Raw genomic sequence first — 25,217 nt, forward strand, 5'->3', positions numbered from 1 at the left:
ACCCGCCCGTGCTCCCTCGAGGTTCCGCCCGCCTGCCGGGCAGGTCAGGCGTGGCGTCGCGTGGAGCGGAACATCCCGGGAAGACGCCGCATCTCGATGGCCGAGGCGCGGTCGTTCCAGGCGGACCGCCGGGGCTCGGCGAGCGGTCGGGCGGGAGGCGGTGGGGCCGCGGCCCGGGCCTGGAAGACCGCGATGACGGCGGCCAGTTCCTCGGCGGTGGGTCGCCCGCGCACGATCGTGACAAGGGGCAGGGGCATGGTGAGTTCCTCACCTCCTAGAGGGGGATGTTGCCGTGCTTCTTGCCGGGCTGTGTCTCGCGCTTGGTGCGCAGGGCTCGCAGGCCCCGGATGAGGTGCTGCCTGGTCAGGGACGGGGTGATCACGGCGTCGACGTAGCCGCTTTCGAGGGCCGAGTCGGAGTCGAGGCGGGTGTCCTGTGGGGCGAGCCGTGTTCCGGGCACGGTGATGCGGGCCGTGGGCCAGGCGAGGTTGAGGTCCGCGCCGAGATGCTTGGAGCCCATGACGTCGTAGGCGCCGCCGCGGGCCTCGCGGGTGATCACGGTGAGCAGTGGCACGGTGGCCTCCGCGTAGGCATAGGCCAGTTTGGCGCCGTGGCGGACCGTGCCGCTCCGCTCCTGGTCGGTGCCGGGGCGGAAGCCCGGGACGTCGACGAAGGTCAGGACCGGCACGTTGAAGGCGTCGCAGGTGCGGATGAAGCGGGCGGCCTTGTCACAGGTGTCGGTGTCCAGACAACCGCCGTGGCGCAGGGGCTGGTTGGCGACGATGCCGACGGGGTGACCCTCGACGCGGCCGAACCCGGTGATGACGGCGGGGGCGAAGAGGGCCTGGGTCTCCAGGAACTCGTCGTCGTCCAGGGCGTTTTCGACGACTTGGAGCATGTCGTACGGCTGGTGGAGCGTGGGGGGTACGACCGAGTCCAGCAGTGGCCGCAGTTCCGCCTCGACATCCTCCGTGAGACTCCAGGGGTCGGCCGGTGGCTCCTCCAGGTTGTTGGAGGGGAGGTAGGACAGCAGTGTTCTGACGTATTCGACGGCGGCCTTCTCGTCGTCGGCCATGTGGTGTGCGATGGCGGACTCGGTGCTGAGGGCCCTGGCGCCGGCGAGCTCTTCGGGGCCCAGGAGCTCTTCGGTGACGTCCTCGACTTCCACGGGTCCGGTCGCGAACATGTACGACGCCTGGTCGCTCGTCACCACGAAGTCGCTGACGGCGGGGGAGGGCGCGGCGTGGCCCGCATGCCCCACGATCAGGGCGATCTGGGGGACGACCCCGGAGGCGAGTACGGCGCGGCGGAAGATCTCCCCCGGGAGGCCCACGGCACCTCCGCCGGTGTCGGAGCCGACGACGGAGATGAGCGGGCATCCTGTCTTCAGGGCGAACTCCAGCGCCTTGGGGATCTTCGGGCCGGAGGCGACGCACACGGGCCGGCCGTCGACCGTGCCGTAGCCGACGACGTTGTCGGGGTGGCGATGTGCCACGGCGTCCGACTCGGTGAGGGAGCCTTCGTCGAGCAGCAGCTCAACCAGCTCGCGGGCGCTGCTGAGGTCGGTGCCCACTTCGGTCATCCGGATGTTCCTGTCCTGGTGAGTGCTGGAAGCTGTGACCGCAGAGCCTAGAGATTGTTGAACAATCCTTCAATACTCCACGTCCCCGCCGAAGCATTGACGCCGTCGTCTGATGGGGAGTATTCACTTGTGAGGATTGTTGAACAATCCACTCTCGCACCTACCTCTGTGGGGCAAAGATGTCTCCCTTCCCTTCCTCTCGGCCGGCTGTGGCCGTCCTGGGTGCCGATGTCGCGGATCGCGCGACGTGGCACCTCCCTTCGGTCGCCGCATCCGCTCGGTCGGCCCGCCGGCAGGTGGTGGCGCAGTTGGACGGCTGGGGCCTGTCCCAGGTGGCCGACGATGCGACGCTGATCGTCTCCGAGCTCGTCACGAAAGCTGTCTGCCACGGGTCGGGTCCCGTCTGGCACACGGTGCGGCACATACCGGACGGCGCCGCCGACGTGGTGCGCCTCGAGGTCGGCGACCACGGGCTGGGCTGGGCCGGGGTTCCGGAGCCGCGCGAGCGCGGGGACGGGTCGAGCTGCGGCGGCCGGGGTCTGCTGCTGGTCGAGGCGCTGTCCTCGCGGTGGGGCGCCTGGCGCCTGCCGCACGGTTTCGTGGTGTGGGCCGAGGTGTCCGTCCGGTCGTCGGTCGGCTCACTCGATGTGCACGTGGAAAGCCAAAGCAGAAAATAAGCCCATTCCTCTTGAGGGATCGTTGAACGATCCCTAGGTTGTTCCCACGTCGAGGCCGGCTGGTGCGCAGGGCCGGTTCCCACGAAGGCTGGGCGTACGGGATGGACCGACCCATCACCAGCCACCTCTACTCCGTTCCCTCCTCCCGTGAGGTCTCCATGACAACCACGCCCACCAGTCCCCCAGTCGTCGCCGAGGATCTGACCGGCCGATTCGCCTGGTACCGGTCGTTCTCCCCGCAGGGACGCCGCGCCTTCAAGGGAGCGTTCGGCGGGTACGCCCTCGACTCGTACGACTTCCAGGTACTCCCGCTCAGCATGGTGGCCATGGCGGCCTACTTCAGCCTCACCACGGCGCAGACGGGCCTGCTGACCACGGTCACGCTGCTGGTGTCCGCGCTCGGTGGCGTTCTGGCGGGCCTGCTGATCGACAGGGTCGGCCGGGTGAAGACGCTCATGATCACGGTGGCCACCTACGCCGTCTTCACCGTGCTGTGCGGCTTCGCCGTCAACTACCCGATGCTGCTGGTGTGCAGGGCTTTCCAGGGCCTCGGCTTCGGCGGTGAATGGGCGGCCGGGGCTGTTCTGGTGGCGGAGTACGCCAAGTCCCGCTATCGCGGCAGGGTGTTGGCGTTCATCCAGAGTTCCTGGGCGGTCGGCTGGGGCCTCGCCGTGATGGTGTCGACGGTCGTGATGGACACCCTGGACCCCTCCATCAGCTGGAGGGTGATGTTCTGGACGGGCGCTCTGCCCGCGCTGCTGCTGGTGTACGTCCGCCGCAACGTCAAGGACGCCCCCGAGGTGACCGAGCGGCTGGCGAGCAAGGAACCGCGTGTCCCGCTGTCGTCGATCTTCAAGGGCGACCTCGCCCGCAAGACGCTCTTCGCGACGCTGCTCGCCATCGGTGTGCAGGGCGGCTACTACACCATCGCCACCTGGCTGCCCACCTACCTCAAGGTCGAGCGCGGCCTCACCGTGGTCGGCACCGGCAGTTACCTGTTCATGCTCATCACCGGCGCCTTCCTCGGCTACCTCGCCGCCGGCTACATCACCGACGTGCTCGGACGCAAGAAGACCTTCGCCCTCTTCGCGGTGCTCAGCGCCGGCTTGCTGCTGGCCTACATCAACATCCCGCAGGGCGCCAACACCACGCTGCTGCTCCTGGGCTTCCCGCTGGGGTTCTGCGCCTCCGCCATCTTCTCCGGGTTCGGTGCCTTCCTGGCCGAGCTCTACCCGGGCCCGGTCCGTGGCACCGGCCAGAGCTTCACGTACAACGTCGGCCGCGCCCTCGGCGCCTTCTTCCCCACCGCGGTCGGCTTCTCCGCGGGCAGCGCGGGCGTCGGCGGCGCCCTGATCTACGGAGTCATCGGCTACGCCATCGCCCTGGTCGCCCTCCTGGGGCTGCCGGAGACCCGCGGTACCGAACTCACCTGAGGCGTCCCGCCACTGGGACGCACCGTACGGCGCGGCGCCCCGGGGCCGAATGACACCGGACCCATGGCCCCGGGGCGCCGCCGCACAGGAGAGGCTTCATCCCTTGCACCCGAGAGTCGGCAGGGCCCACCGGACGAGACCTCGTCCTCGTCACTGGCCCGACGCGCGAACAGCGCGCCATCTCGCCCGCGCCAGGAACTGGCGGGTACGCAGCAAACTCACCGCCGTCGTCCTGATCCCCGGACTCCTGGCCGGCTTCCTCGCTACCGTGAGCCTTTCCCGGACCATCGGCGACGCCCGTGACTACGGGCGGTTCGCCGCACTGGCCCGTCTCCAGCGCCCCGCCCTCGGCCTGGTCCACGCCCTCCAGGACGAGCGTGACGACACGGCCGCGTTCGTCGCCGAACGGCGCGAGGGCTCGCGCGGCAGCCTCGACGAACGACGCGCCGCGGCCGACACCGCCGCCGTCGCCTACCGCCGGGCGGCGGGCGCCCTCGACGCCGCCGGTGATCCGCGACTGGAGGTGGCGTCGCGCAGGGCCGCGGAGGAGTTGCGCACGCTCGGCGGGCTGCGCCGGGCGGTGGACGAGGCCGGGCTGACCCAGGGGGCGATCGTCGCCGGCTACACGGTCATGGTGAGCAGACTGATGGACCTCGGCCCGGTCCTCGCCGAGCACAACGGTGACGGGACGTCCGCGCAACGGGTGCGGGTCCTCAACACGCTGTCCGTCGCCGTGGAGAACACCAGCCGGGTCCGGGCGGAACTCAATGCCGCCCTGACCACCGGGACGTTCCTGGTCGGCCAGTTCCCGGAGTTCGCCGGCGCGGTCGCCCGTCAGCAGGAGTCCGTGGACGACTTCCTGGCCACGACCAGCCTGCCGCAGCGCACCCTGTACGCCGACTCCGTCAAGGGGACCTCGGTCAGCGCTGCCCAGGCCATCCAGGAACGGGCCGCCGAGCAGGCGCAGGCCGGCCGGATCGGTATCGAACCGGCCCGGTGGAAGCAGGTCTCCGGGCGCAAGATCGCACTGATGCGCACGGTCGAGTCCCGGGTCCTGGACGACCTGATCAGCGTCAGCGACGCGGCGCACGCCGCACGGCTGTGGGCCGGCTGGTGGGGTGCGGCGGGCATGCTGGCCGTGTTCCTGGCGACCGGAGGGATGGTCACCGCGGCGGTACGGTCCATGACGCGTCCTTTGCGGACACTGCGCGCCTCGGCCCTCGATGTCGCCCACCACCGGCTGCCCGCGGCGCTCGAACGTCTGCGGCAGGCGGACGTCGATGACCTCGGCGACATCCGGGCCGAACCCACCGGGGTGGTCTGCGAGGACGAGATCGGCGAGGTCGCCCGGGCCTTCGACGCCGTGCACGACGCGGCCGTGCGGCTGGCCACGGATCAGGCCGCGCTCCGCTCGCACATCAACGGGATGTTCGTGCACCTCTCCCGCCGCAACCAGCGTCTGGTGGGCAAGCTCCTCACCGAGATCGGAGACCTCGAACAGGACGAGCGGGACCCCGAGCGCCTGGCACGGCTGTTCCAACTGGACCACCTGGCCACGCAGATGTTGCGTACCGACGAGAGCCTGCTGGTGCTCGCGGGTTCGGACACCGGGCGGGGATGGGACCGCCCGATGCCCCTGGCGGAGGTCCTGCTCGCGGCGAGCGCCGAGGTGGAGCACTACGCCCGGGTCGTCTGCCGGCCGTCCGTCGAGGCGGACGTCGTGGGTGACGCCGTGACCGACCTGGTGCACCTCCTCGCGGAACTGATGGAGAACGCCACGCAGTTCTCCGGCCCGCGCTCCACCGTCATGGTGACGTACGGCGTCGCTCGCGACCGCGCCGCCGGTCTGGTGATCACCATCGTGGACGAGGGGTCGGGGATGACTCCCGCCGACCTGGCGCTCGCGAACCACCGGCTGTCCTCCGTGCGCGCCTTCGACCCCGAGGCGGGGCAGACCATGGGCCTCTTCGTCGTCAGCCGCCTCGCGTCCAGACACGGCATCTCGGTCGCCCTCGTCCCCTCGCCCCGGCGGGGGACGACGGCCCTGGTGCGGTTGCCCCGTCACCTGCTGGCCAGGCTCGAGGACCCTTCCGCCGCTGAGGCCGCCCACCCGCACGCACTCGCCGCGCAGGTCCCGCCCGCCGCACCCGCGTTCGGTTCGGCGCAGGACTGGCTGGTCCACCGCCGGTTCTCCGACGGGCTGCACGCCGACGCCGGCCACGCACCGCCGTCCGTACCGTTCACCACAGAAGGACAACCGTGATGCCGAGACCCGCTGCCGGCGCGGTCGCCGCCCTCTGTTCGGCCCTGCTGCTCACCTCCGCCTGCACGGGGGACCCCGTGGCGAACCCCCGGGCCACCGTGTCCATCGGTTTCCTGGCCCCGCTCTCGGGCCCCGCGGCCACCGTGGGCGCCGACACCCGGCGCGGTGCCGAACTGGCGGTGAAGATCGTCAACGAGGACCTGACCTCCATCCCGCTTCCGCTCGGCCCGGGGGAGGGGCTCCTCCGGGCGAACCGTACGAAGATCAGGCTGCTGACCGCCGACACCGCGGCTTCCGGCACGACCGTCGCCGGACAGGTGGAGCGGCTCGTGAGGGGCCGGGGCGCGGTGGCCGTGGCCGGCGGCTACGAGTCGGCGGTCACCCAGGCGGCCGCCGCGCGGGCCGAGGCGCTGAAGGTCCCCTTGGTCAACGGCGGATCATCGGCGGCGTCGCTGACCGAGCGGGGCCTGGACTGGTTCTTCCGTACGGGGCCCTCCGACCTCGGCTACGGCCGGGTGGTGTTCTCACTGCTCAAGGAGCAGCGCCAGAGCGAAGGCACCGCCGTTCGACGCATCGCCGTGGTGCACACGGACGACCAGTACGGCTCGGACGGATCGGACATGATCAAGCGCCTCGCCTCGCAGGTCGACGGCGATGTCGTGGCCGACGTCGAGGTGAGCGCCGGGTCCACCGACCTGTCGGGGGCCGTCGAAAAGGTGCGGGCCTCGGACCCGGACGTCGTCCTGACGTTGCTGTACACGCCGCAGGCGCTCGCCCTGAGTGATGAGTCCCGCGCCGTGTCGTACGAGCCACCGGCTCTCGTGGCCTTCGGCGGGGGGTACGCCGACCCGGCCTTCGTCACGACGGAGGGCCGCGACGCGGAAGGGATATGCAGCCGGTTCGCCTGGTCCGCGGACCTGGCCACGCACAACCGGGCGGCACGGGCCGTCGCCGGCCTCTACCGGGCGACGTACCACAGGCCGATGAACGACGACGCCGCACGTGCGTTCACGGCGGTGATGAGCCTCGCCCAGGCGGTCGGCGAGGCGACCTCCCTCTCCCCGGCGGACATCCGCTCCGCCCTGGTGAACCTCGATGTCCCGGGACGGGACACGATCATGCCGTGGGACGGCGTGAAGTTCGACGACAACCATCAGAACATCGGGGCCCGGGGCGTCGTGGAGCAGATCCAGAAGGGGGGTTACCGCCTGGTCTACCCCTTCGACGTGGCTCGCGCACGGCTGCGGTGGCCCATGCCCTAGGGGCCTTGCCGCTCCTGCTCGCCCTGGCTTCGGCCCGCTTCGGCCGTGATCGTCGCGGCGTACGTCCGCACGAGTTCCTCCTCGGCGTCGTCGAGGTAGTCGGCGAGCAGGAGTTCCGCCTTCACGATGGCGCCGGATCTGAGGGCGGCGAGGATGTCCCGGTTGCGGGCCAGGTAGGACTCGTGGAACCCCCGCAGTCTCGCGCCCATCACATGGAAGCCGAGGCGCAGTTCCGCCAGCACGCCACGCATCAGCTCGTTCAGGCGGACGCTTTCGCCGAGCGCCACCACCGCGTCGTGGAAGTGCGTGTTGGCCGTGCCGACCTGCAGCCAGTCGCCTGCCGCTGCGGCCTGTTCCCCCTCGGCGACCGCGGCCTCGGCGGCGGCCAGATCGTACGGCGGGTTGCCGAGGTGGCGGACCACCGAGCATTCGACGAGGCGACGCACCCGATAGATGTCGATGACGTCCTGGACGGTGAGCATCCGGACGAAGACCCCGCGGTTGAGTTCGTGCACCAGCAATTTCTCGTGCGTGAGCAGACGGAACGCCTCACGGAGGGTGTTGCGTGAGACGCCGAGCGCTTTGCCGATGGTGTCCTCGGAGAGCTTGCCGCCCGGTGCGAGGTGCCCCTCCGAAATGCGGGTGCGCAGGATGTCGGCGACCCGCTCGGCGGTGCTGGAGCGCCCCAGCAGGGCGCGGTCCGCCACGAGCACGGCCGGATCCACCTCGGCAGCCATCGTCTTCGGTCCCCCTTCGTGGAGCTCTGGAAGACCAGTCAACCGAAAACTCGAGGATGGAACAACACGGCTCTTGTGGGATTGTTCAACAATCCTCTAGCTTGGGGTGGCCGCGCGTGCACCGCGCTCGACCTCGCCTGCCGAAAGGATCGCTGGTGGCAACTGTCGCTCACCCCGCAGCCCTGAGCCCCGCTCAGGCCCGGGAGCTGTTCCGAACCGGTGAGAAGCCGGTCCACTGCCGGCTGGTGCGGGGGCTTCACCCAGGTCAATCTGATCTCGGTACCCGCCGACTGGGCCTACGACGTGCTGCTGTTCTGCCAGCGCAACCCCAAGCCGTGTCCGGTGCTCGACGTCACGGACCCCGGCTCCTGTTCTGGGCCTGCGGCGTCACCCCGCAGGCCGCCCTGATGGCCTCTCGACCGCCCTTCGCCGTGACCCACGCACCCGGATACATGCTGATCACGGATGTGCGGGACACCGACCACCGCGTCGGATGACGCGTGCCGAGGAATCCGGAACATGTGCTCTCGCGAGGAGAAACAGGCACCAGAGATGACAGACGTCGTGATCGATCTCAACGCGGATCTCGCGGAGGGCTACGGACGGTGGGCCCTCACCGATGACGAGGCCATGCTGGACCTGGTGACCAGCGCCAATGTCGCCTGCGGATTCCACGCGGGCGATCCCGGCATCATGCGCCGGGTCTGTGACCTGGCCGTCGAGCGCGGGGTGCGCATCGGGGCCCAGGTCTCCTACCGGGATCTGGCCGGATTCGGGCGCCGGGCCATGGACGTCCCCGCGGGCGAACTGGCCGACGAGGTCACGTACCAGATCGGCGCCCTCCAGGTGTTCGCCCGCGCCGCCGGCGCGGACGTCGCCTACGTCAAGCCGCACGGAGCGCTCTACAACCGGGTGGTCTCCGACCCCGAACAGGCCGCCGCCGTCGCCTCGGGCATCAGGCACGCCGCCCCCGGACTGGCCGTCCTGTGCCTGGCCGACTCGGCCATGCATCAGGCGGCCGGCCGAGAAGGGCTGGCCGTGGTAGCCGAAACCTTCGCCGACCGCGCCTACACCGCGGCGGGCACCCTGGTCCCACGTGGCACACCCGGCGCAGTGATCAGCGATCCGCATCAGGTCGTCAGGCAGGTGGTCGCGCTGGCCCGCGACGGCCGCACGACCGCACTCACCGGTGAACCGGTACCGATACGGGCCAGGTCGCTGTGCCTGCACGGGGACACTCCCGGGGCGGTAGACCTCGCCCTCCGGATCCGCAAGGCGCTGCAGGACGCCGGAGTCAGGCTGGAGGCGTTCGTATGAGGCTGCTGCCGGTCGGACAGGACTCGCTGCTCATCGATCTGGACGGACCGGGCGAGGCTCAGGCCTGGCATGCCGAACTGCTGCGCCGCCGTGACACGGGCACCCTGACGCCGGTGCGGGAGATCGTGCCGGGCGAGAAGACCGTGCTGCTGTACGGCGTGCACGATCTCCCCGGCATCCGGGCGGAGTTGCTCCGCTGGTCCGCTCCCGCGCCGGCGGCGGACAGCGATGACCTGGTGAAGATCCCCGTCCGGTACGACGGGGCCGACCTCGCCGTGGTCGCCGAGCTGTGGGGCATGAGTGAGGACGACGTGGTCCGTGTGCACAGCGGCGCCGAATACCGGGTGGCGTTCTCCGGTTTCGCCCCGGGATTCGCGTACCTGACGGGACAGGGTGAGCCGTACGTCGTGCCGCGCCGGGCGCAGCCGCGCACCTCGGTACCGGCCGGGTCGGTGGCCCTGGCCGGCACCTACACGGGCATCTACCCCCGGAGCTCGCCGGGCGGATGGCAACTGATCGGCAGGACTTCGGTCACCTTGTGGGACCTGGAGCGCCAACCGGCGGCCCTGCTCGTGCCGGGTACCCGGGTGCGTTTCGTGCCGCTGTCCGAGGAGGCGGCCGCATGAGCGACGGCAAGGTGGAAGTGGTGCGGGCCGGTGCGCTGACCACCGTGCAGGACCTCGGGCGGTTCGGCCACGCGGCGCTCGGCGTGCCCCGCTCCGGCGCCCTGGACCAGCCGGCACACCGGCTGGCGAACCGGCTGGTGGGCAATCCCGCCGACGCCGCCACCCTGGAGACCACACTGACCGGCGTGGCCGTACGCGCCACCCGGCCGGTGACCGTGGCCGTCACCGGGGCGCCCGCCCCGGTCCACGTCGACGGTCGGCCGGCGGCATGGGGCAGCCCTGTCCACCTGCCGGCCGGCGCGGTGCTCGGCGTGGGCGCCGCCACCTTCGGGCTGCGCTGCTATCTCGCCTTCAGCGGCGGCATCGCCCTGTCGCCGGTCCTCGGCAGCCGCTCCACCGACCTGCTGTCCGGCCTCGGCCCCGCGCCCCTCAAGGACGGTGACATCCTGCCCCTGGGCGAACCGGCAGGAGCGGGCGCACCCCGCCACCACCTGACCCTGTTCGACGGGCCACCGCGGGAACTGGTGCTCCCGGTCCTGCTCGGCCCGCGCGACGACTGGTTCACCGCCGCGGCCGTGCGCACCCTCGCGGCGGGTCGTTTCTCCGTGTCACCCCACAGCAACCGCATCGCACTGCGGTTGGACGGCCCCGCCCTGGAACGAGCGGTGGACGGCGAACTTCCCAGCGAGGGCATGGTGCTCGGCGCGGTCCAGGTGCCACCGGACGGCAGGCCCGTGCTCTTCCTGGCCGACTCACCCACCACCGGCGGGTACCCCGTCATCGGCGTCGTCCCCGAGGCCCGGCTGTCCGCCGCCGCCCAGGCTCCGCCAGGTCTTCCCGTGCGTTTCACCCCGCTGCGGAACCGGCGCCCGGCCGGCCGGGCCGTCTCACCATGAGAAGTCCGACGCTGAGACAGCGGGTGCGGTAGCTGCTTTGCGGCTGGTGTCCGAGCCAGGGCTCCAGGGCCGCTATGGATATGGCCTGCTTGTCGCCTCGGCCGGCTGAGCGGCGCCCCGTCCCGTGGGGCGCACCGCCTGACAGCCCGGTGCGCCCCACGTGTGTCACGCCGCGTGCCCGCCGTCCACGGCGAACTCGGCACCGGTCACATACGTCGCCCCCGCCAGGTACGCCACCGTCGACGCCACCTCGTCCGCCGTCCCGAACCGGCCCAGCGCGGTCATCGCCGCCTGGCCGGACGCGAACGGTCCGTCCGCCGGGTTCATGTCGGTGTCCGTCGGGCCCGGGAGGACGAGGTTCGCGGTGATCCCGCGCCCGCCCAGCTCCCGCGCCAGGGCCTTCGTCAGACCGGCGAGCGCCGCCTTGCTCATCGCGTAGAGCGTCCCGCCGGGGCCCGGCACCCGCTGGGCCATGCAGCTGCCGATCGTGATGATCCGCCCGCCCTCCGCCATCCGCGCGGCGGCGGCCTGCGAGGTCAGGAAGACACCCCGCACGTTGATGTCGAGCACACGGTCCACATCCGCCAGCGACAGGGTCTCCAGCGGCCCGAGCACCCCCACCCCCGCGTTGTTGACCAGGATGTCGAGGCCGCCCAGCGCATCGGCCGTCGCGGTCACGGCACCGGCCGCGTCGTCCGCGTCCGCCGCGTCCGCGCGCACCGCCACCGCCCGGCGCCCCAGCGCCTCCACGGCCCGTACGACGTCCTCGGCCGCCTCCTTGCCGTTCACATAGCCGACGGCGACGTCCGCGCCTTCACGGGCCAGCCGCAGTGCCGTCGCCGCGCCGATGCCCCGGCTGCCGCCGGTCACGAGAGCCACCTTGCCGTCAAGAGTTCCTTGGGTTGTCATGCGTCCATCCCAGCGCCGGCGCGTCCGGAACGCTGGCGGGGAACGGACATGGAGGTCCCGGCGGCCGGCGGCGACGGCGTGCGGACGGCGAACGGCCCAGCGATGAGTTGCGGGTGCCGGCCGGGTCTGTACCGATGACAACAGACCCGATGACAACAGACCTCATGACAGCAGACCGACCCACCCGTCCCGGAAGGAAGGCACCCGCCATGGGCAAGCTCGTCTCCACCCTCTTCGTCACCCTCGACGGCGTCTACCAGGCCCCCGGCGGCCCGAACGAGGACACCCGCGGGGGCTTCACCCACGGCGGCTGGAGCTTCCCGTACGCCGACGAGGACTTCGGCCGGTTCATGGGCGAGGTCTTCGTGAAGCCGGGCGCCTTCCTGCTCGGGCGCCGTACGTACGACATCTTCAGCACGTACTGGCCTAAGGTGACCGACCCCGCCGACCCGGTCGCCTCGAAGCTCAACTCACTGCCGAAGTACGTCCCCTCCTCGACCCTGACGGACCCCGGATGGGCGGGCACCACCGTGCTCTCGGGGGACCTCGCCAAGGAGGTCACCGCCCTGAAGGAGCGCACCGACGGCGAGCTCCAGGTGCACGGCAGCGGCGCCCTGGTCCGGTCCCTTCTGGCGCTCGACCTCGTCGACACGCTCCACCTGCTGACCTTCCCGGTCGTGCTCGGCACCGGGTTCCGGCTGTTCCCGGAGGGCGCCGTGCCGACCGCGTTCCGCCACGCCGGAGGCAGCGTCACCGGCGCCGGCGTCTCCATCCAGACGTACGACCTGGCGGGCCGTCCGGAGTACGGCGAATTCGGCCTGCCGGAGAACGCGTAGCCCTGCACCGGCGTCCGTGTCACCCCTGGTGAAAAGGGCGCCAGGACGTCGGTTGTCAGATGAACTGCCCGCGAACGCACGGGACTTCACAGCAAATTCTTCCCGCTTGTCATTGACATGCCACTGTCTACGCGCGTCATCATGAGCGCATGATTTTCCCCCCACGCGCCTCGCGGCTCGGCACGGCAGCCGCACTCCTGTCCGCCCTCCTCGTCGGCGGCACCGTCTCCGCGACCACGGCCGACGCGGCCCCCACCGCCGTCGGTGACATCTGCTACAGCGAGCTGCCGTCCCAGGCCCACGACACGCTCGACCTGATCGAGCAGGGCGGCCCCTACCCGTTCGAGCAGGACGGCACCGTCTTCCAGAACCGGGAGCGCGTCCTGCCCAGCCAGTCGTCCGGCTACTACCACGAGTACACGGTCATCACCCCCGGCTCCGACACGCGCGGTGCACGGCGCATCGTCACCGGACAGAAGAACCAGGAGGACTACTACACCGCCGACCACTACGAGTCCTTCGACCTGGTCGACCACGGCTGCTGACGAGGGTCCGTCCGGCGGCTCAGACGGACTTCCGGCTCCCGGCGGCCGCGAACAGCGCGATGCCCAGCACGAGCAGGGCGACGCTCGCGTAGACCTCGTGGCCGTCGAGGAACCCCAGTCGCTGCACGAGGCCCCAGTCCCAGTCGGTGAACTCGTGCACCAGGCCCGCCACGCCCTGCACCAGGGCGAGGAAGCCGAGAATCTCCAGTACCTGCCTCATGGTGGAAAGCCTCGCCCCGTCGGACCCCCCACGCACATCGGCCGCGGGGCGAGCACACCCGGACGGAAGTCTCTGTTCCGGGTCCACCGGCCGCACCGAAAGTCTCCGGCGCCGCGACTTTGGTCGACGGTCCGGCCCGGGGCGAGGTGAAAGGGGCCCGCCCTGCGTAGATTTGCCGACCGTGAGTGGTGACGACACGGGGCAGGCCTCCCCGGTGCCGACGGCACAGACGCCCGCGCTCTTCACCGGGCGCAGATGGTTCATCCCGTCGGCGCTGCTCCACGAACTCGACCCCGACGCCGGACGCCCCGGGCGACGGCCCCGGCGTACCGCCCGCGACTGGGTCGTCGACTTCGCCTGCTTCGTCGTCGCCGTCCTGCTGGGGATGGTCGCCATAGAGGCCCTCAGCAGGAACCCCCGGGTCCCGGACGGGCTGGCCGTGGTCGACCAGGTGATGGGCGCGCTGGCCTGCGCGGCGGTCTGGCTACGCCGCCGCTGGCCGCTGGGGCTGGCCGTGGCGCTGACCCCCGTCAGCTTCGTCTCGGACACCGCGGGCGGTGCGAGCGTCATCGCCCTGTTCACGCTCGCCGTGCACCGGCCCTTCCGGTACGTGGCCTGGGTGGGCGGCGTCAACGCGGCGCTGGTCCCGCTGTTCTACTGGCTGCGCCCCGACGTCGACATGCCCTACCTCGTGAGCGTGGTCTTCGCCGTGCTGCTGACGGTGGCGATCGTCGGCTGGGGCATGTTCGTACGGGCCAAGCGGCAGTTGATGCTGAGCCTCAGGGACCGTGCCCGGCGGGCCGAGACCGAGGCGCGGCTGCGGGCCGAGCAGGCGCAGCGGCTCGCCCGCGAGGCCATCGCGCGGGAGATGCACGACGTGCTCGCCCACCGGCTGACCCTGCTGAGCGTGCACGCGGGCGCCTTGGAGTTCCGGCCCCGACGCGCCCCCGGGCCGAGACGGCACGGGCGGCGGGCGTGATCCGGGAGAGCGCGCACGAGGCCCTCCAGGACCTGCGGGAGATCATCGGCGTCCTGCGGGCGGGAGAAGCCGACGACGCCGGCCGGCCGCAGCCGACCCTCGCGGCGCTGGACACGCTGGTCGCCGAGGCCCGTGAAGCCGGCATGAAGGTCTTCCTCCACCGCGACGTCACCGACCCCGCCGCCGTCCCGTCCTCCGTCGGCCGCACCGCCTACCGGATCGCCCAGGAGGGCCTGACCAACGCCCGCAAGCACGCCCCCGGCACGGAGGTCACGGTGTCCGTCGCCGGCGCACCGGGCGACGGCCTCACCGTCTCCGTACGCAACCCGCCCCCCGAGGGCGAGGTGCCGCCCGTGCCCGGCTCCGGGCAGGGCCTGATCGGCCTGACGGAGCGGGCGACCCTCGCGGGTGGCCGCCTGGAGCACGGGCCCACCCCGGACGGCGGGTTCGAGGTGCGGGCGTGGCTGCCGTGGAGCTGAGCGGCCGGGGCGCGGCGGCCCGCCCGTCAAGGGTGGCCCGACACCGACCCCCGAAAGCCTTGTGGCCGCCCAGGCATGCGGTGGATCATGGGCATATGTCGCCTGGTGCACCGCAGTTCACGCGCACCGCGCCACGGCAGACCGAGCGGGGGATGTGAAGTGACGACTCCCTACGACCTCCAGGCGCTGCGCTGGGAGATCGAACAGCGGATCAAGGACGTCGTGAACGCCCGGCAACTGGCCGGCATGACCCAACTGGTCCTGGACCGGCTGGGGTGCGACACGGCGCGGCAGGCCTACGACAAGCTGTACGAGGACTGGGCGGCGCTACCCCGGGCCACCGTCATGTCCGGGCTGCGCGCCGGACACGTGCTCTGCGTGCTGCCGATCCTGCGGCTCGAACAACCGCTCTACGACCCGGTGCGCGAGGAGGAACTCTGGCAGGCGGTGCGCGAGCACGGGCCCGCGGACGGCACCTGGCAGGCCGACGTCGTCGTCAAGAACAGCGCGTTCGGGCTGCGGCACCTCACCGAGCCCGCCCAGATAGAGCGGGCGATCGCGCGCATCGACCAGGCCCGCGCCCTGCACCCGGCCGGCACCCGGACCCGGGAGAACCTCGACTTCGCCCACGCCGGCCTACGCACCTATCTCGCCCAACTGGGCGGCGGCGAGGACGACTTCGACGACGCCGTCGACGACATGGCCCGTATCGTCGAGAACTCGGCACTCCGGCCGGACGAGCGGTCGGCCCTGAACGCCCAGGTCGCCCTGTTCCGGGTGCACCAGGCGGCCCGGCGCGCGGACGAGGCCGCCATGGCCGAGCAGATCCGCGTGCTCGAACTCGCCCTGGGGGAGCTGCCCGCCGACCACGTCGACCTGCTCGCGTTCGAGTCCAACCTGGAGGCCGCCCGGAGCCACCTGAGCCTGCTGCGGGCCCAGCGCACCGGACGGCTCGAACCCGTCGCCGAAGGAGCGGGCGCCGCCACCCCCACGGACGAGCTGCGCCGCAGGATCGCCGCACTGCCGCGCAACGCCCAGGCGGACAAACTGGCCGAGGCGGGCTTCGCCGTGGGGGCACGCGCCCTGTCGGCCATGGACCACCGGGGGATGCTGGAGGCCATGGAACTCCAGCAGGCCGCCCTGGACCTGCTCGAACCCGACGACGACCGATGGATCCGGGGCACGGGCGCCCTGGGTGTCGTCCACTGCACCATGGCCGCGCTCCACTTCGCGCCCCCGGCCGACCGCCCCAACCACCTCGACCAGGGCATCGCCTGGCTGCGGCACACCCTGCGGATGACCGACGGGCCGCACCACCCGCTGTGGGGCGGCACCGGCATGACCCTGGCCAAGGCCTACCGCCTGCGGGGCGACGAGTACGCGCCCGACCACCGCACCCGGCGGCTGAACTACGACGCCTCCCGCCGCGTCGGCCTCGAATCCCTGCGCGCGGCCACCTGGAGCTCCCTCCTCCAGTCCGGTACCGCCCATGCCGCCGAGACCGCCCGGACGGCGGGCGGCCAGGCCCTCGACGTGGCCCGCTGGTGCCTGGCCGACGGCGCCCACGCCGACGCCGTACGGGCCCTCGACGCGGGGCGCGGCCTCGTCCTGCACGCCGCGACCGTCGCCACCACCGTGCCCGACATGCTGCGAGAAGGCGGGGGCAAAGAGGCGCTCGCGCGCGAGTGGCGGGCCGCGGGCACCGTGCCCGACATGGGGGAGGGGACGCTGTTCACCGCCCGGGCCGCCCTGGCGGGGCCCTCCAGCAGGCTGCGCCGCCGGGTCCTGGAGACGCTGGCCGGCTCCCCACGGCACCGGGGGCTGCTGGACGTGCCCTCACTCGACGACATCGGCGCCGCGCTGACCGCGATGGGTGCGACGGCGCTGGTCTACCTGGTCCCGGGCGACGAGGAGGTCCCCGGACTCCTCGGCCCGCGACGGGGATCAGGCGCCGCCGTCCTCGTCACCGCCGACGGCGCCGGCCGCTCCCTCGTCCTGCCCCGGCTCACCCTCGACGCGCCCCAGCTGACCGCCTACCGCGCCACCGGCACCCCCGGCCGCGACGCCGGCGGCCCGCCGGTCGCCGGCACACCGCCCGGACCGGCCCCGAGCCACGGCACGAGCCGCGCCGCCCTGGAGGAGCTGTGTGCCTGGGCCGGTACGGCGGTGATGGAACCGCTGCTGGCCGAACTCCCGCGCGGTGTGGGCCGGGCGCCCTCCGTGGTGCTGGTGCCCATGGGCGAGCTGGGCGTCGTGCCCTGGCACGCGGCGCGTCTGACCGGCCGGGGCCGCTTACGCGGGTACGCCTGCGAACGGGCGGACATCTCGTACACGCCCTCGGCCCGGCTCCTGTGCGACGTGGCCGCCCGGCCCGCCGCCGGCACCGGGCAGACCCTGGTCGTCGGCAACCCGACCGGCGACCTGCGCCACGCCGGCGAGGAGGCCGAGGCCGTCCACGGCGCCTTCCACCGGGACGGCGACCTCCTCGGCCCCGGCACCGCCACCCCGGCGGCCGTCACCGACTGGCTGCGCCGGCAACAGGGCGGCCTGCTGCACCTGGCCTGCCACGGCGTGGTGCGTCAGGGTGAGCGGCACAGCGCCTGGCTCGCCCTGTCCGGCGGGCAGTTGACGGCCGAGGAGCTCACCGAGGGGGCGGCCCGCTGCCGCGGCCTGGACCTGGCGGTGCTCGCCGCCTGCCGTACCAACGTCTCCGGGCACGGCTACGACGAGGCGTACAGCCTGTCCACCGCGTTCCTCGTCGCGGGCGCACGCTCGGTCATCGGCTCCCTGTGGCCGGTGCCCGACGAGGCGACCTCCCTGCTCATGTACATGACCCACCACTTCATGAGCCACGGGGGCCTGCCGCCTGGGCCGGCCCTGCGCGGCGCACAGTCGTGGATGCTGAACGACCGCCGTGAGGCGCCGCCCGGCATGCCCGCCCACCTGAAGGCACGGGTCCGTGACATCCGAGGCGACGACCTGACGGCGTGGGCGGGCTTCACCCACCTCGGCTGGTGACGGCCCGTCACACCTGGTGGTACGCACCCGTGTGACGGCCCGTCACACCTGGGTCCGTACCACCACCTGCGCCGTCCCCCACCGGCCCGCCCCGTAGGCCGGCGGGCCGCCCGCGTCCCGGCCGCCCGTGACACCCGCCCCGACCAGCCGCAGCAGGCCGCCGCCGGCCGCCGGGCCCGGGCTGAGGCGTGCGCCGGACGGCGTGGCGGGGGACCAGGCGGGCAGCCGGAAGGGCGCGAGGTTCAGCTCGTCCTCCGCCACGACCACCTTCAGCCAGTCCCGGGTGAAGGCACCCGGTACCGTCGAACGACCCTGCGGCAGCCGCAGCCACACGGGCTGCCCCCGGCGCGCCCATCCGGTCCTGCCGTTCCCGATGAACTCACCCTCGAACAGGTGCGGGGACGAGGCGTAACCGTCCGTCAGGTCGAGCAGGACGGCCCACAGGTCGCGTCCGGAGGAGTTGTGGATCCCGACCCGCACCTGCGGTTCGCGGCCGTCGGCCGTGTAGGAGCAGACGATCTCACCGTCCGCCGCGTGCCGCAGACTGCCCACCGGCGTCTCCTCGACGGTGACCCGCACCAGTGAGGACAGCAGCGGATCGGGATTGACCAGGTCCCGGATGTGGTGCCAACGGGCGATGTGGGCCAGGCAGTCGGCGACATGGGCCGCGTCCGCGGGGGATCGCAACGGCAGGTCGGGAACGGGATGCCCGGCGCCGCCCGACACGCGGGCCCCAGCGCCCTCGGCAACTACACGCAGCCGGAGGGGCTCTCCCGCCGTGGGTGGCTGTAGCGGCTCCCCGGCCGCGGGTGGTTGCAGTGGTTTTTCGGCCATGGGTGGCTGTAGCGGCTCCCCGGCCGCCGGTGGTGGCGGTGGCTTTCCCGCCGCGGTCGGCTGTGGTGGCTCTCCCGCCGCAGGCGGCCGTACAGGCCCTCCCGCCGATGGCGGCCCGTCCGGCTCCAGGGCCAGCGAGGGCACCTCGGCGACGGCCTTCGCGAGCAGGCGCACGGCGGCCGGGTCACCGGACAGCGTCACGACGGCCGGTGGGAACGCCAGCGCCGACGGGGTCACGGCGTGCGCCACCCGCTCCTCCGCCGCCGTCGGCCGCCAGCCGACCGGGTCCACCAGGGCCGACTCGGGGCGCACCTCCCGCACCGCGACCGTGCGCGCTCCCGGGTCTCCCAGCAGCGTGAACTCGGCGCCCGCGGACCGCAGCCCGTGCGCCGCACCGCAGTCGACCTCCCAGCCCCACGCCGTGTGCCGCAGCAGGAACGGCGAGGCAGCGGCCGGCTCGCCGGACAGGAACACCCCGCCCTCGGGCCCGCGCAGTTCGGGGTGCTGGAGGTGACCCAGGGCGCGCACGCGCGCGTGGGTGAGCGTGTGCACCTCCCCGTACGTGGTCGTGGGACCGAGCCGGTCGAGTGTGCTCAGCAGCGCGTGACTGAAGCAGCCACGGGTCTGCCCGTCGATGACCTTCTCGTGCGCGAGCTCCTGCGGTCGGCACGCGGCCAGCAGCACGTGCCGGCCCGGCTCGGTCCCGGTGCCGCCGCCGTCGCGCGAGCCCGTGTGCCACCACGGCCTCCAGGGCACCCCCCGGACGGCGTCCTCACGTGTCGCACCGCCCGAGTGGCAGCAGTCCAGCACGGCCACGACATGGGTGCCGCGGGCGGCGATGCCGTCCAGGAGCGCCCCGAGTTCGGTGTCCTGCAGCACCGGCTGCCCGCCGGGGACGAGACTGTCGTGGCACACCAGCGCCTGGGACCAGCCGGTGGCCTCGCCGGGGTCGGCGGTCGGGCTCTGGCTGCCGTGCCCGCTGAACCACAGCAGCGCGGTGTCCCCGGGGCCGCTGCCCCCCAGGTGCTCCCCGACGCCGGCGAGCACCGCCGCCCGGGTCGCCCGGGCGTCGTACAGCGTCCGGATCCGCGGCGCCGGACCGCTCCTGGCCCGCAGCCAGCTCTCCGCCGCCCGTGCGTCGTTGACGCAGCCGCTCAGCGGCCGGCCGGGGTAGTCGTCGATGCCCACGAACAGGGCGTGCACGGTGCGCATGCGGTGATCCTTTCAGGCGTGCGGGGGCGTGGGCAGGGCGATTCCAGGGCACGTACGGGCGCCCGCGCGCAACGCCATGACCCCACGCCGTGAAGCGAGTTGACTCGACTGCGGCGACGGCTCATGTCCGTGCCGCCCTCGGCACACATCCTCGCCCGCCGCCCGGCCCGGCCGTGATTACGTAAGGCCATGACTGCGATCAGACTGCTCCTCGTCGACGACGATCCGCTGGTGCGGGCCGGGCTGTCCTTCATGATGGGCGGGGCCGACGACATCGAGATCGTCGGCGAGGCGGCCGACGGCGGTGAAGTGGAGGCGCTCGTCGACCGCACCCACCCGGACGTCGTGCTGATGGACCTGCGGATGCCGACGGTGGACGGCCTCACGGCGACGGAGCGGCTGCGCGCCCGGAAGGACGCCCCCCAGGTGATCGTTCTCACCACCTTCCACGCCGACGAACAGGTGCTGCGGGCGCTGCGCGCGGGCGCCGCCGGATTCGTCCTCAAGGACACGCCACCGGCCGAGATCCTCGCGGCGGTGCGCCGCGTCGCGGCCGGCGACCCGGTCCTGTCGCCCACGGTGACCCGCCAGCTGATGCGGCACGCGGTCGGCACCGCGGCCGACACCCGCCGCACCCGCGCGCGCGACCGCATGGCGGCCCTCAACGACCGCGAGCGCGAGGTCGCCGTCGGGGTCGGCCGGGGCCTGTCCAACGCCGAGATCGCCACCGGACTCTTCATGAGCGTCGCCACCGTCAAGACGCACGTCTCCCGCGTCCTGGCCAAGCTCGACCTCAACAACCGCGTGCAGATCGCGCTGCTCGCCTACGACGCGGGGCTCCTGGAGGAGGACCGTCTCGAAGGCAACCAGGAGAGTCACTGACCGCCGCACGGGCACGCCGTCAGGCGAACGCGGCGGCGGCCCCACCGGGGATCTCCGCGAGGCGCACGGCCCTGCGCTCCCGGCGGGACAGCTCGCACGCCTCCGCGATCCGCAGCGCCTGAAGGGCCTCGCGCCCGTCGCAGGGGTTGGGCCGCTCACCCCGCACGACCTCGACGAAAGCGTTCAGCTCCGACGCGTAGGCGGGGCCGAAGCGCTCCAGGAAGCCGGTCCAGGGCTTGTCCGCGGCCGGCGGCCCGGTCGGCTCGGTGGACGCGATCGGCGTACGGTCGTCCAGGCCGACCACGATCTGGTCGGCCTCCCCGGCCAGCTCCATGCGCACGTCGTAACCGGCCCCGTTCAGCCGGGCGCCGGTGACGGTGGCCAGCGTGCCGTCGTCGAGAGTGAGCAGCGCCGCGCCGGTGTCGACGTCGCCGGCCGCACGGAACATCGCCGGCCCGGCGTCCGACCCGGCCGCGTACACGTCCGCCACCTCGCGGCCCGTCACCCAGCGCAGGACGTCGAAGTCGTGGATCAGCGTGTCCCGGTACAGCCCGCCCGACAGCGGCAGCCACGCGGCGGACGGCGGGGTCTGATCACTGGTCAGCGCCCGCACGGTGTGCAGCCGCCCCAGCCTCCCGGAGCGCACGGCCTCCCGCGCGCCCTGGTAACCCGTGTCGAAGCGCCGCTGGAAGCCCATCTGGAGCACCGTCCCGGCCGTCTCGACCTCGGCGATCGCGCTCATGCTCCCCGGCAGGTCCAGCGCGATGGGCTTCTCGCAGAACACCGGCAGACCCGAGCGTGCTGCCCGACCGATCAGTTCGGCGTGGGCCGACGTGTTCGTCGTGATCACCACGGCGTCGACCCCCCACCGGAAGATCTCCTCCACCCCGGGCGCCGCCGTCTCGCCCAGCCGATGTGCCAGTTCCTGGGCCCGCGCGGCGTCCGCGTCCGTGAGGATCAGGGAACCGACGTCCCGGTTCCGGCTGAGCGTCTTCGCGTGGATGGTGCCGATGCGGCCCGTACCGATGACCCCGATGCGCATGGAAACAAAGTGCGTGCCGAGGCCGCCGCTGTCAATCTGTATGTCCGGACAATCTGACTACACGACTTCCCGTCAACAACGCACGGAGCTACGCTCGGCCCGTGCCGAAACCAGAAGTGGACCCGACCGTGCAGCTCGAGCTGAGCGTGGACCGAAGCTCTCCCGTGCCGTTGTACTTCCAGCTGTCCCAGCAGCTGGAAGCCGCGATCGAGCACGGCACGCTGACCCCCGGCAGCCTGCTGGGCAACGAGATCGAACTCGCCGCCCGGCTCGGCCTGTCCCGGCCGACCGTCCGCCAGGCCATCCAGTCGCTCGTCGACAAGGGCCTCCTCGTCCGCCGCCGCGGGGTGGGCACCCAGGTCGTGCACAGCCAGGTCAAGCGCCCGCTGGAGCTCAGCAGCCTCTACGACGACCTGGAGGCGGCGGGCCAGCGCCCGGCCACCAAGGTCCTGGTCAACACGGTCGTCCCCGCGTCCGCCGAGGTCGCCGCGGCGCTCGGCGTCGCCGAGGACAGCGATGTCCACCGCGTGGAACGCCTCCGTCTCGCCCACGGCGAGCCCATGGCCCACCTCTGCAACTTCCTGCCCCCCGGCCTCATGGACCTCGACACGGACCAGCTGGAGACGACCGGCCTCTACCGCCTGATGCGGGCGGCGGGCATCACCCTGCACAGCGCCCGCCAGTCGATCGGCGCCCGAGCGGCGACGACGGAAGAAGCGGACCGGCTCGCGGAGGAGACAGGGGCTCCCTTGCTGACCATGCAGCGGGTGACTTTCGACGACACGGGCCGGGCAGTGGAATACGGCACACATACGTACCGCCCGACGCGCTACTCGTTCGAGTTCCAGCTACTTGTAAGGACCTGAATCTTTCAGGGGCGCGGGGAACTACGCGAGCAACCCCCACTCACCAGCACCCGGCCATGACCCGTACCACCCCACTCCTGCCCCGCTCCGCACACACCCCCACGGTGAGGCAGAATCGGCGGCGATGAGCACCTACCGCGACTTCACCGCCCCCATCGGCTCCCGCCGAGCCACCGCGCTCCGCACGGTCGGCACCCGGGAGCGCCGCTCACTCCTTACGGCGCCCCGCGTGCCGACGGTCGGCATCGACATCGGCGGTACGAAGGTGATGGCGGGCGTCGTCGACGCCGACGGCAACATCCTGGAGAAGGTCCGCACGGAGACCCCGGACAAGTCCAAGAGCCCGAAGGTCGTCGAGGACACCATCGCGGAGCTGGTCCTGGACCTGTCCGACCGGCACGACGTGCACGCCGTCGGCATCGGCGCGGCCGGCTGGGTCGACGCCGACCGCAACCGTGTGCTGTTCGCCCCCCACCTGTCCTGGCGCAACGAACCGCTCCGCGACCGCCTGTCGGGCCGGCTCTCCGTGCCGGTCCTCGTGGACAACGACGCCAACACCGCCGCCTGGGCGGAATGGCGCTTCGGCGCGGGCCGCGGCGAGGACCACCTCGTCATGATCACGCTGGGCACCGGCATCGGCGGAGCCATCCTGGAGGACGGCCAGGTCAAGCGCGGCAAGTACGGCGTCGCCGGCGAGTTCGGCCATATGCAGGTCGTGCCCGGCGGCCACCGCTGCCCGTGCGGCAACCGCGGCTGCTGGGAGCAGTACAGCTCCGGGAACGCCCTGGTCCGAGAGGCGCGCGAGCTGGCCGCCGCCGACTCGCCGGTGGCGTACGGGATCATCGAGCACGTCAAGGGCAACGTCTCCGACATCACCGGCCCGATGATCACCGAGCTGGCCCGCGAGGGCGACGCCATGTGCATCGAGCTGCTCCAGGACATCGGCCAGTGGCTCGGCGTCGGCATCGCCAACCTCGCGGCCGCCCTCGACCCCTCCTGGCTTAGTGTCGGGCGGCCGGGGTCTCGGCCGCCGACGACCTGCTGATCGGCCCCGCCAGGGACGCCTTCCGCAGGCATCTGACGGGCCGCGGCTACCGCCCCGAGGCCCGTATCACCCGGGCCCAGCTCGGCCCCGAGGCCGGCATGGTCGGCGCCGCCGACCCTGGCCCGGCTGGTGGCCCGCCGCTTCCGGCGCGCCAAAGCGCCGCCGGGTGGAGCGGTACGAGCGCTACGAGCGGTACGCCCAGGCCCGCCGCAGTACCCAGGAGACGCTGTGACCGCATCCCTGCCGCACCAGGGGTCCTGGCCGGACGGCGAGGAGCGGCCGGCCGAGGACCGCCGTCACATGATCCGCCGCCGGGCGCTGACCCTGCTGATCATCGTGCTGCTCATCGGCGTCCCGGCCGGCTACCTGGTGATCTCCGCGAACCAGAGCCGGGACAGCGGCAAGGACAAGGAGGCCAAGTACTCGGCGACCGGCCTGACCGCGGGCTGGCCGTCCAAGCTCCAGCGCCGGATCTACCAGGTGCCCGTACCGCACCCGGCCTGGCACGTGGCCTACTACGAGACCAACAACTGGAAGACCAGCCGCCTGTACACCCAGTTCGAGACCAACTCGGCCGGTCTCGACGCCTATCTGACGGGCCTGGGCATGACCCGGGACGACCTGGAGAAGGGCCACGTCACCATCGGCGCCCGCGACCGGAAGATCACCGGCTGGAAGTTCGCCGAGAACGGCGAGTGGTCCGGCTTCGTCCACCGGCAGAAGAACCCGGCACCCACGCACGACGTGGTCGTGGACCTCTCGAACCCGGCGTATCCGTGGGTGTACGTGGTGTCCCGGACGGTGCCCTGACCTCGCTCGGAGCCGATTGTCAGACCCCGCCCGTAGAGTCGGAGACAACTGATCCGGAAAGCGGGCGGGAGGTGGCAGGACGTATGGGCGACACGGCTGTGGTGGCCGGGCGGGCGGGGGTCCCGGCAGCGGGCGGGCCGGCGGTCCCGGTCCGGCTTCCGGCCGTCTTCCTGCCCGCACCCCTGCCGCGCGAGGGGCGCATCGCCTTCTGGGACCCGGACGGGGAGCCCCTGCCCGCCGAGGCCGGCGAACCGGCCGGGGCCACCGAGCTGACCGTGGTACGACGGCACGGCGCCGGAGCCCGGCGGCGGACCATCCCGGCGCTCTCCCTCCCGCTGGACGAGGCCCTGCCGCTCCTCGTGCGCGCCCGGCACGACCCGGCGGCCCACCCCGCCACCGCCTGCTGGGGCGCGGCCGCCCTGCACGCCCTGCGGCTGACCGCGCGCGGCCGCCTGCTGCCCGGCCTGACCGCCACGGGACACGACGCCTGGCGCGCCGGCCCCCTCGACCCGGACGACATCGCCCACCTGCGCGCGGTCGCCGCAGCCCTGCCGTACGAGGGGCACGCCGTCCCGCTGCCCGGGCCGGGCCCGATCCGGCTGCCCGAACCGGAAGCCCTGGTGCGCGCCTTCCTGGACGCGGTCGCCGACACCCTGCCCCGCACCCCGGCCGCGCCCCACAGCACCGGCAAGCCCTTCGCGGGCCCGCGAGGCCCAGCGACTGCCCGCCGCCCACGACTGGGCCGCC

21 protein-coding genes and 4 pseudogenes are annotated in these 25,217 nt (G+C 72.5%); 18 read left to right on the forward strand and 7 right to left on the reverse strand.

Translation table 11 applies throughout. The features are described from left to right. Positions 1 to 44: 44 nt before the first annotated feature. Positions 45 to 257 carry an acyl-CoA carboxylase subunit epsilon gene (locus tag SSQG_RS31510; RefSeq protein WP_003994000.1) on the reverse strand — a complete coding sequence of 71 codons (213 nt, stop codon included), beginning with the start codon at positions 255 to 257 and terminating at the stop codon, positions 45 to 47. 17 nt (positions 258 to 274) lie between these two features. Beyond that, complete coding sequence (locus tag SSQG_RS31515; RefSeq protein WP_003994001.1) at positions 275 to 1,582, reverse strand: acyl-CoA carboxylase subunit beta; 1,308 nt, start codon at positions 1,580 to 1,582, stop codon at positions 275 to 277. 179 nt (positions 1,583 to 1,761) lie between these two features. On the opposite strand from SSQG_RS31515, the gene SSQG_RS31520 reads away from it, so the two are divergent. From SSQG_RS31520 to SSQG_RS31535, 4 genes are all read left to right on the forward strand, one after another. Next, the gene (locus SSQG_RS31520) at positions 1,762 to 2,259 is read left to right on the forward strand and encodes an ATP-binding protein (RefSeq protein ID WP_003994002.1); all 498 of its coding nucleotides are present in this window, start codon (positions 1,762 to 1,764) and stop codon (positions 2,257 to 2,259) included. Positions 2,260 to 2,417: 158 nt separating this feature from the next. Further along, positions 2,418 to 3,692: an MFS transporter gene (locus tag SSQG_RS31525; protein WP_039935571.1), complete on the forward strand. Its 1,275-nt coding sequence runs from the start codon at positions 2,418 to 2,420 to the stop codon at positions 3,690 to 3,692. A gap of 268 nt (positions 3,693 to 3,960) precedes the next feature. Next, a complete protein-coding gene (locus SSQG_RS31530) occupies positions 3,961 to 5,955 on the forward strand; it encodes a sensor histidine kinase (RefSeq protein ID WP_039934056.1) in 1,995 nt (664 codons plus the stop codon). Further along, positions 5,955 to 7,217: an ABC transporter substrate-binding protein gene (locus tag SSQG_RS31535; protein WP_039934057.1), complete on the forward strand. Its 1,263-nt coding sequence runs from the start codon at positions 5,955 to 5,957 to the stop codon at positions 7,215 to 7,217. The genes SSQG_RS31530 and SSQG_RS31535 overlap by 1 nt, the downstream gene beginning before the upstream one ends. Here SSQG_RS31535 and SSQG_RS31540 read toward each other — a convergent pair. Continuing rightward, a complete protein-coding gene (locus SSQG_RS31540) occupies positions 7,214 to 7,954 on the reverse strand; it encodes a GntR family transcriptional regulator (protein WP_052310371.1) in 741 nt (246 codons plus the stop codon). The two genes, SSQG_RS31535 and SSQG_RS31540, sit on opposite strands and share 4 nt — an antisense overlap. Positions 7,955 to 8,070: 116 nt before the next feature. Here SSQG_RS31540 and SSQG_RS44110 point away from each other — a divergent pair. From SSQG_RS44110 to SSQG_RS31555, 5 genes and pseudogenes are all read left to right on the forward strand, one after another. Then, positions 8,071 to 8,323, forward strand: a pseudogene (locus SSQG_RS44110) (hypothetical protein); the annotation flags it as partial. A 38-nt stretch (positions 8,324 to 8,361) separates the two neighbouring features. Then, complete coding sequence (locus SSQG_RS44115) at positions 8,362 to 8,451, forward strand: hypothetical protein (RefSeq protein WP_425315005.1); 90 nt, start codon at positions 8,362 to 8,364, stop codon at positions 8,449 to 8,451. A 55-nt stretch (positions 8,452 to 8,506) separates the two neighbouring features. Further along, positions 8,507 to 9,271, forward strand: a complete 765-nt coding sequence (locus SSQG_RS31545) for a LamB/YcsF family protein (RefSeq protein ID WP_039934059.1) — start codon at positions 8,507 to 8,509, stop codon at positions 9,269 to 9,271. Beyond that, positions 9,268 to 9,897, forward strand: a complete 630-nt coding sequence (locus SSQG_RS31550) for a 5-oxoprolinase subunit B family protein (RefSeq protein WP_003994009.1) — start codon at positions 9,268 to 9,270, stop codon at positions 9,895 to 9,897. Before SSQG_RS31545 ends, SSQG_RS31550 begins: the two co-directional genes overlap by 4 nt. Continuing rightward, complete coding sequence (locus tag SSQG_RS31555; RefSeq protein ID WP_003994010.1) at positions 9,894 to 10,793, forward strand: biotin-dependent carboxyltransferase family protein; 900 nt, start codon at positions 9,894 to 9,896, stop codon at positions 10,791 to 10,793. Before SSQG_RS31550 ends, SSQG_RS31555 begins: the two co-directional genes overlap by 4 nt. Positions 10,794 to 10,958: 165 nt before the next feature. Here the strand turns inward: SSQG_RS31555 and SSQG_RS31560 are convergent, their stop codons facing one another. Continuing rightward, on the reverse strand, positions 10,959 to 11,702 hold the full coding sequence (locus SSQG_RS31560) for an SDR family oxidoreductase (protein ID WP_003994011.1): 744 nt from the start codon (positions 11,700 to 11,702) through the stop codon (positions 10,959 to 10,961). A gap of 209 nt (positions 11,703 to 11,911) precedes the next feature. On the opposite strand from SSQG_RS31560, the gene SSQG_RS31565 reads away from it, so the two are divergent. Together SSQG_RS31565 and SSQG_RS31570 are read left to right on the forward strand one after the other, a co-directional pair. After that, the gene (locus tag SSQG_RS31565) at positions 11,912 to 12,538 is read left to right on the forward strand and encodes a dihydrofolate reductase family protein (protein ID WP_003994012.1); all 627 of its coding nucleotides are present in this window, start codon (positions 11,912 to 11,914) and stop codon (positions 12,536 to 12,538) included. Positions 12,539 to 12,687: 149 nt separating this feature from the next. Next, entirely contained in the window at positions 12,688 to 13,083 is a 396-nt protein-coding gene (locus SSQG_RS31570; protein WP_003994013.1) for a ribonuclease domain-containing protein, read from the forward strand. A 19-nt stretch (positions 13,084 to 13,102) separates the two neighbouring features. Here the strand turns inward: SSQG_RS31570 and SSQG_RS31575 are convergent, their stop codons facing one another. Next, the gene (locus tag SSQG_RS31575; protein ID WP_039934060.1) at positions 13,103 to 13,303 is read right to left on the reverse strand and encodes a hypothetical protein; all 201 of its coding nucleotides are present in this window, start codon (positions 13,301 to 13,303) and stop codon (positions 13,103 to 13,105) included. 181 nt (positions 13,304 to 13,484) lie between these two features. On the opposite strand from SSQG_RS31575, the pseudogene SSQG_RS31580 reads away from it, so the two are divergent. Together SSQG_RS31580 and SSQG_RS31585 are read left to right on the forward strand one after the other, a co-directional pair. Next, positions 13,485 to 14,761 (forward strand): annotated as a pseudogene (locus tag SSQG_RS31580) (histidine kinase). A 159-nt stretch (positions 14,762 to 14,920) separates the two neighbouring features. Further along, a complete protein-coding gene (locus tag SSQG_RS31585; protein ID WP_039934061.1) occupies positions 14,921 to 17,779 on the forward strand; it encodes a CHAT domain-containing protein in 2,859 nt (952 codons plus the stop codon). A gap of 42 nt (positions 17,780 to 17,821) precedes the next feature. Here the strand turns inward: SSQG_RS31585 and SSQG_RS43170 are convergent, their stop codons facing one another. Next, complete coding sequence (locus tag SSQG_RS43170) at positions 17,822 to 19,825, reverse strand: caspase family protein (protein ID WP_003994018.1); 2,004 nt, start codon at positions 19,823 to 19,825, stop codon at positions 17,822 to 17,824. A gap of 189 nt (positions 19,826 to 20,014) precedes the next feature. Between SSQG_RS43170 and SSQG_RS31595 the strand changes: the two genes are divergently transcribed. After that, complete coding sequence (locus SSQG_RS31595; RefSeq protein ID WP_003994019.1) at positions 20,015 to 20,707, forward strand: response regulator transcription factor; 693 nt, start codon at positions 20,015 to 20,017, stop codon at positions 20,705 to 20,707. 19 nt (positions 20,708 to 20,726) lie between these two features. Here SSQG_RS31595 and SSQG_RS31600 read toward each other — a convergent pair whose 3' ends face one another. Further along, positions 20,727 to 21,749 carry a Gfo/Idh/MocA family protein gene (locus tag SSQG_RS31600; protein ID WP_003994020.1) on the reverse strand — a complete coding sequence of 341 codons (1,023 nt, stop codon included), beginning with the start codon at positions 21,747 to 21,749 and terminating at the stop codon, positions 20,727 to 20,729. 128 nt (positions 21,750 to 21,877) lie between these two features. On the opposite strand from SSQG_RS31600, the gene SSQG_RS31605 reads away from it, so the two are divergent. The 4 genes and pseudogenes from SSQG_RS31605 to SSQG_RS31620 form a co-directional block, all read left to right on the forward strand. Further along, positions 21,878 to 22,615, forward strand: coding sequence for a GntR family transcriptional regulator (locus tag SSQG_RS31605; RefSeq protein ID WP_003994021.1), 738 nt, complete (start codon positions 21,878 to 21,880; stop codon positions 22,613 to 22,615). A gap of 124 nt (positions 22,616 to 22,739) precedes the next feature. Further along, positions 22,740 to 23,892: pseudogene (locus SSQG_RS31610) on the forward strand (ROK family glucokinase). After that, positions 23,889 to 24,470, forward strand: coding sequence for a hypothetical protein (locus SSQG_RS31615; protein ID WP_039934064.1), 582 nt, complete (start codon positions 23,889 to 23,891; stop codon positions 24,468 to 24,470). Before SSQG_RS31610 ends, SSQG_RS31615 begins: the two are co-directional and overlap by 4 nt. A gap of 83 nt (positions 24,471 to 24,553) precedes the next feature. Further along, positions 24,554 to 25,217: pseudogene (locus SSQG_RS31620) on the forward strand (ATP-dependent helicase); the annotation flags it as partial.

The sequence above is a fragment of the Streptomyces viridochromogenes DSM 40736 genome, assembly GCF_000158955.1.
Classification (GTDB): domain Bacteria; phylum Actinomycetota; class Actinomycetes; order Streptomycetales; family Streptomycetaceae; genus Streptomyces; species Streptomyces venetus.

Excerpts from the sequence above, each read along its gene's own strand:
- SSQG_RS31600 (WP_003994020.1), bottom strand. The coding sequence starts at position 21,749 with ATGCGCATCGGGGTCATCGGTACGGGCCGCATCGGCACCATCCACGCG.
- SSQG_RS31550 (WP_003994009.1), top strand. The coding sequence starts at position 9,268 with ATGAGGCTGCTGCCGGTCGGACAGGACTCGCTGCTCATCGATCTGGAC.
- SSQG_RS44115 (WP_425315005.1), top strand. The coding sequence starts at position 8,362 with ATGGCCTCTCGACCGCCCTTCGCCGTGACCCACGCACCCGGATACATG.
- SSQG_RS31570 (WP_003994013.1), top strand. The coding sequence starts at position 12,688 with ATGATTTTCCCCCCACGCGCCTCGCGGCTCGGCACGGCAGCCGCACTC.
- SSQG_RS31520 (WP_003994002.1), top strand. The coding sequence starts at position 1,762 with ATGTCTCCCTTCCCTTCCTCTCGGCCGGCTGTGGCCGTCCTGGGTGCC.
- SSQG_RS31545 (WP_039934059.1), top strand. The coding sequence starts at position 8,507 with ATGACAGACGTCGTGATCGATCTCAACGCGGATCTCGCGGAGGGCTAC.
- SSQG_RS31560 (WP_003994011.1), bottom strand. The coding sequence starts at position 11,702 with ATGACAACCCAAGGAACTCTTGACGGCAAGGTGGCTCTCGTGACCGGC.
- SSQG_RS43170 (WP_003994018.1), bottom strand. The coding sequence starts at position 19,825 with ATGCGCACCGTGCACGCCCTGTTCGTGGGCATCGACGACTACCCCGGC.
- SSQG_RS31525 (WP_039935571.1), top strand. The coding sequence starts at position 2,418 with ATGACAACCACGCCCACCAGTCCCCCAGTCGTCGCCGAGGATCTGACC.
- SSQG_RS31510 (WP_003994000.1), bottom strand. The coding sequence starts at position 257 with ATGCCCCTGCCCCTTGTCACGATCGTGCGCGGGCGACCCACCGCCGAG.
- SSQG_RS31535 (WP_039934057.1), top strand. The coding sequence starts at position 5,955 with ATGCCGAGACCCGCTGCCGGCGCGGTCGCCGCCCTCTGTTCGGCCCTG.
- SSQG_RS31515 (WP_003994001.1), bottom strand. The coding sequence starts at position 1,582 with ATGACCGAAGTGGGCACCGACCTCAGCAGCGCCCGCGAGCTGGTTGAG.
- SSQG_RS31565 (WP_003994012.1), top strand. The coding sequence starts at position 11,912 with ATGGGCAAGCTCGTCTCCACCCTCTTCGTCACCCTCGACGGCGTCTAC.
- SSQG_RS31540 (WP_052310371.1), bottom strand. The coding sequence starts at position 7,954 with ATGGCTGCCGAGGTGGATCCGGCCGTGCTCGTGGCGGACCGCGCCCTG.
- SSQG_RS31575 (WP_039934060.1), bottom strand. The coding sequence starts at position 13,303 with ATGAGGCAGGTACTGGAGATTCTCGGCTTCCTCGCCCTGGTGCAGGGC.
- SSQG_RS31595 (WP_003994019.1), top strand. The coding sequence starts at position 20,015 with ATGACTGCGATCAGACTGCTCCTCGTCGACGACGATCCGCTGGTGCGG.
- SSQG_RS31555 (WP_003994010.1), top strand. The coding sequence starts at position 9,894 with ATGAGCGACGGCAAGGTGGAAGTGGTGCGGGCCGGTGCGCTGACCACC.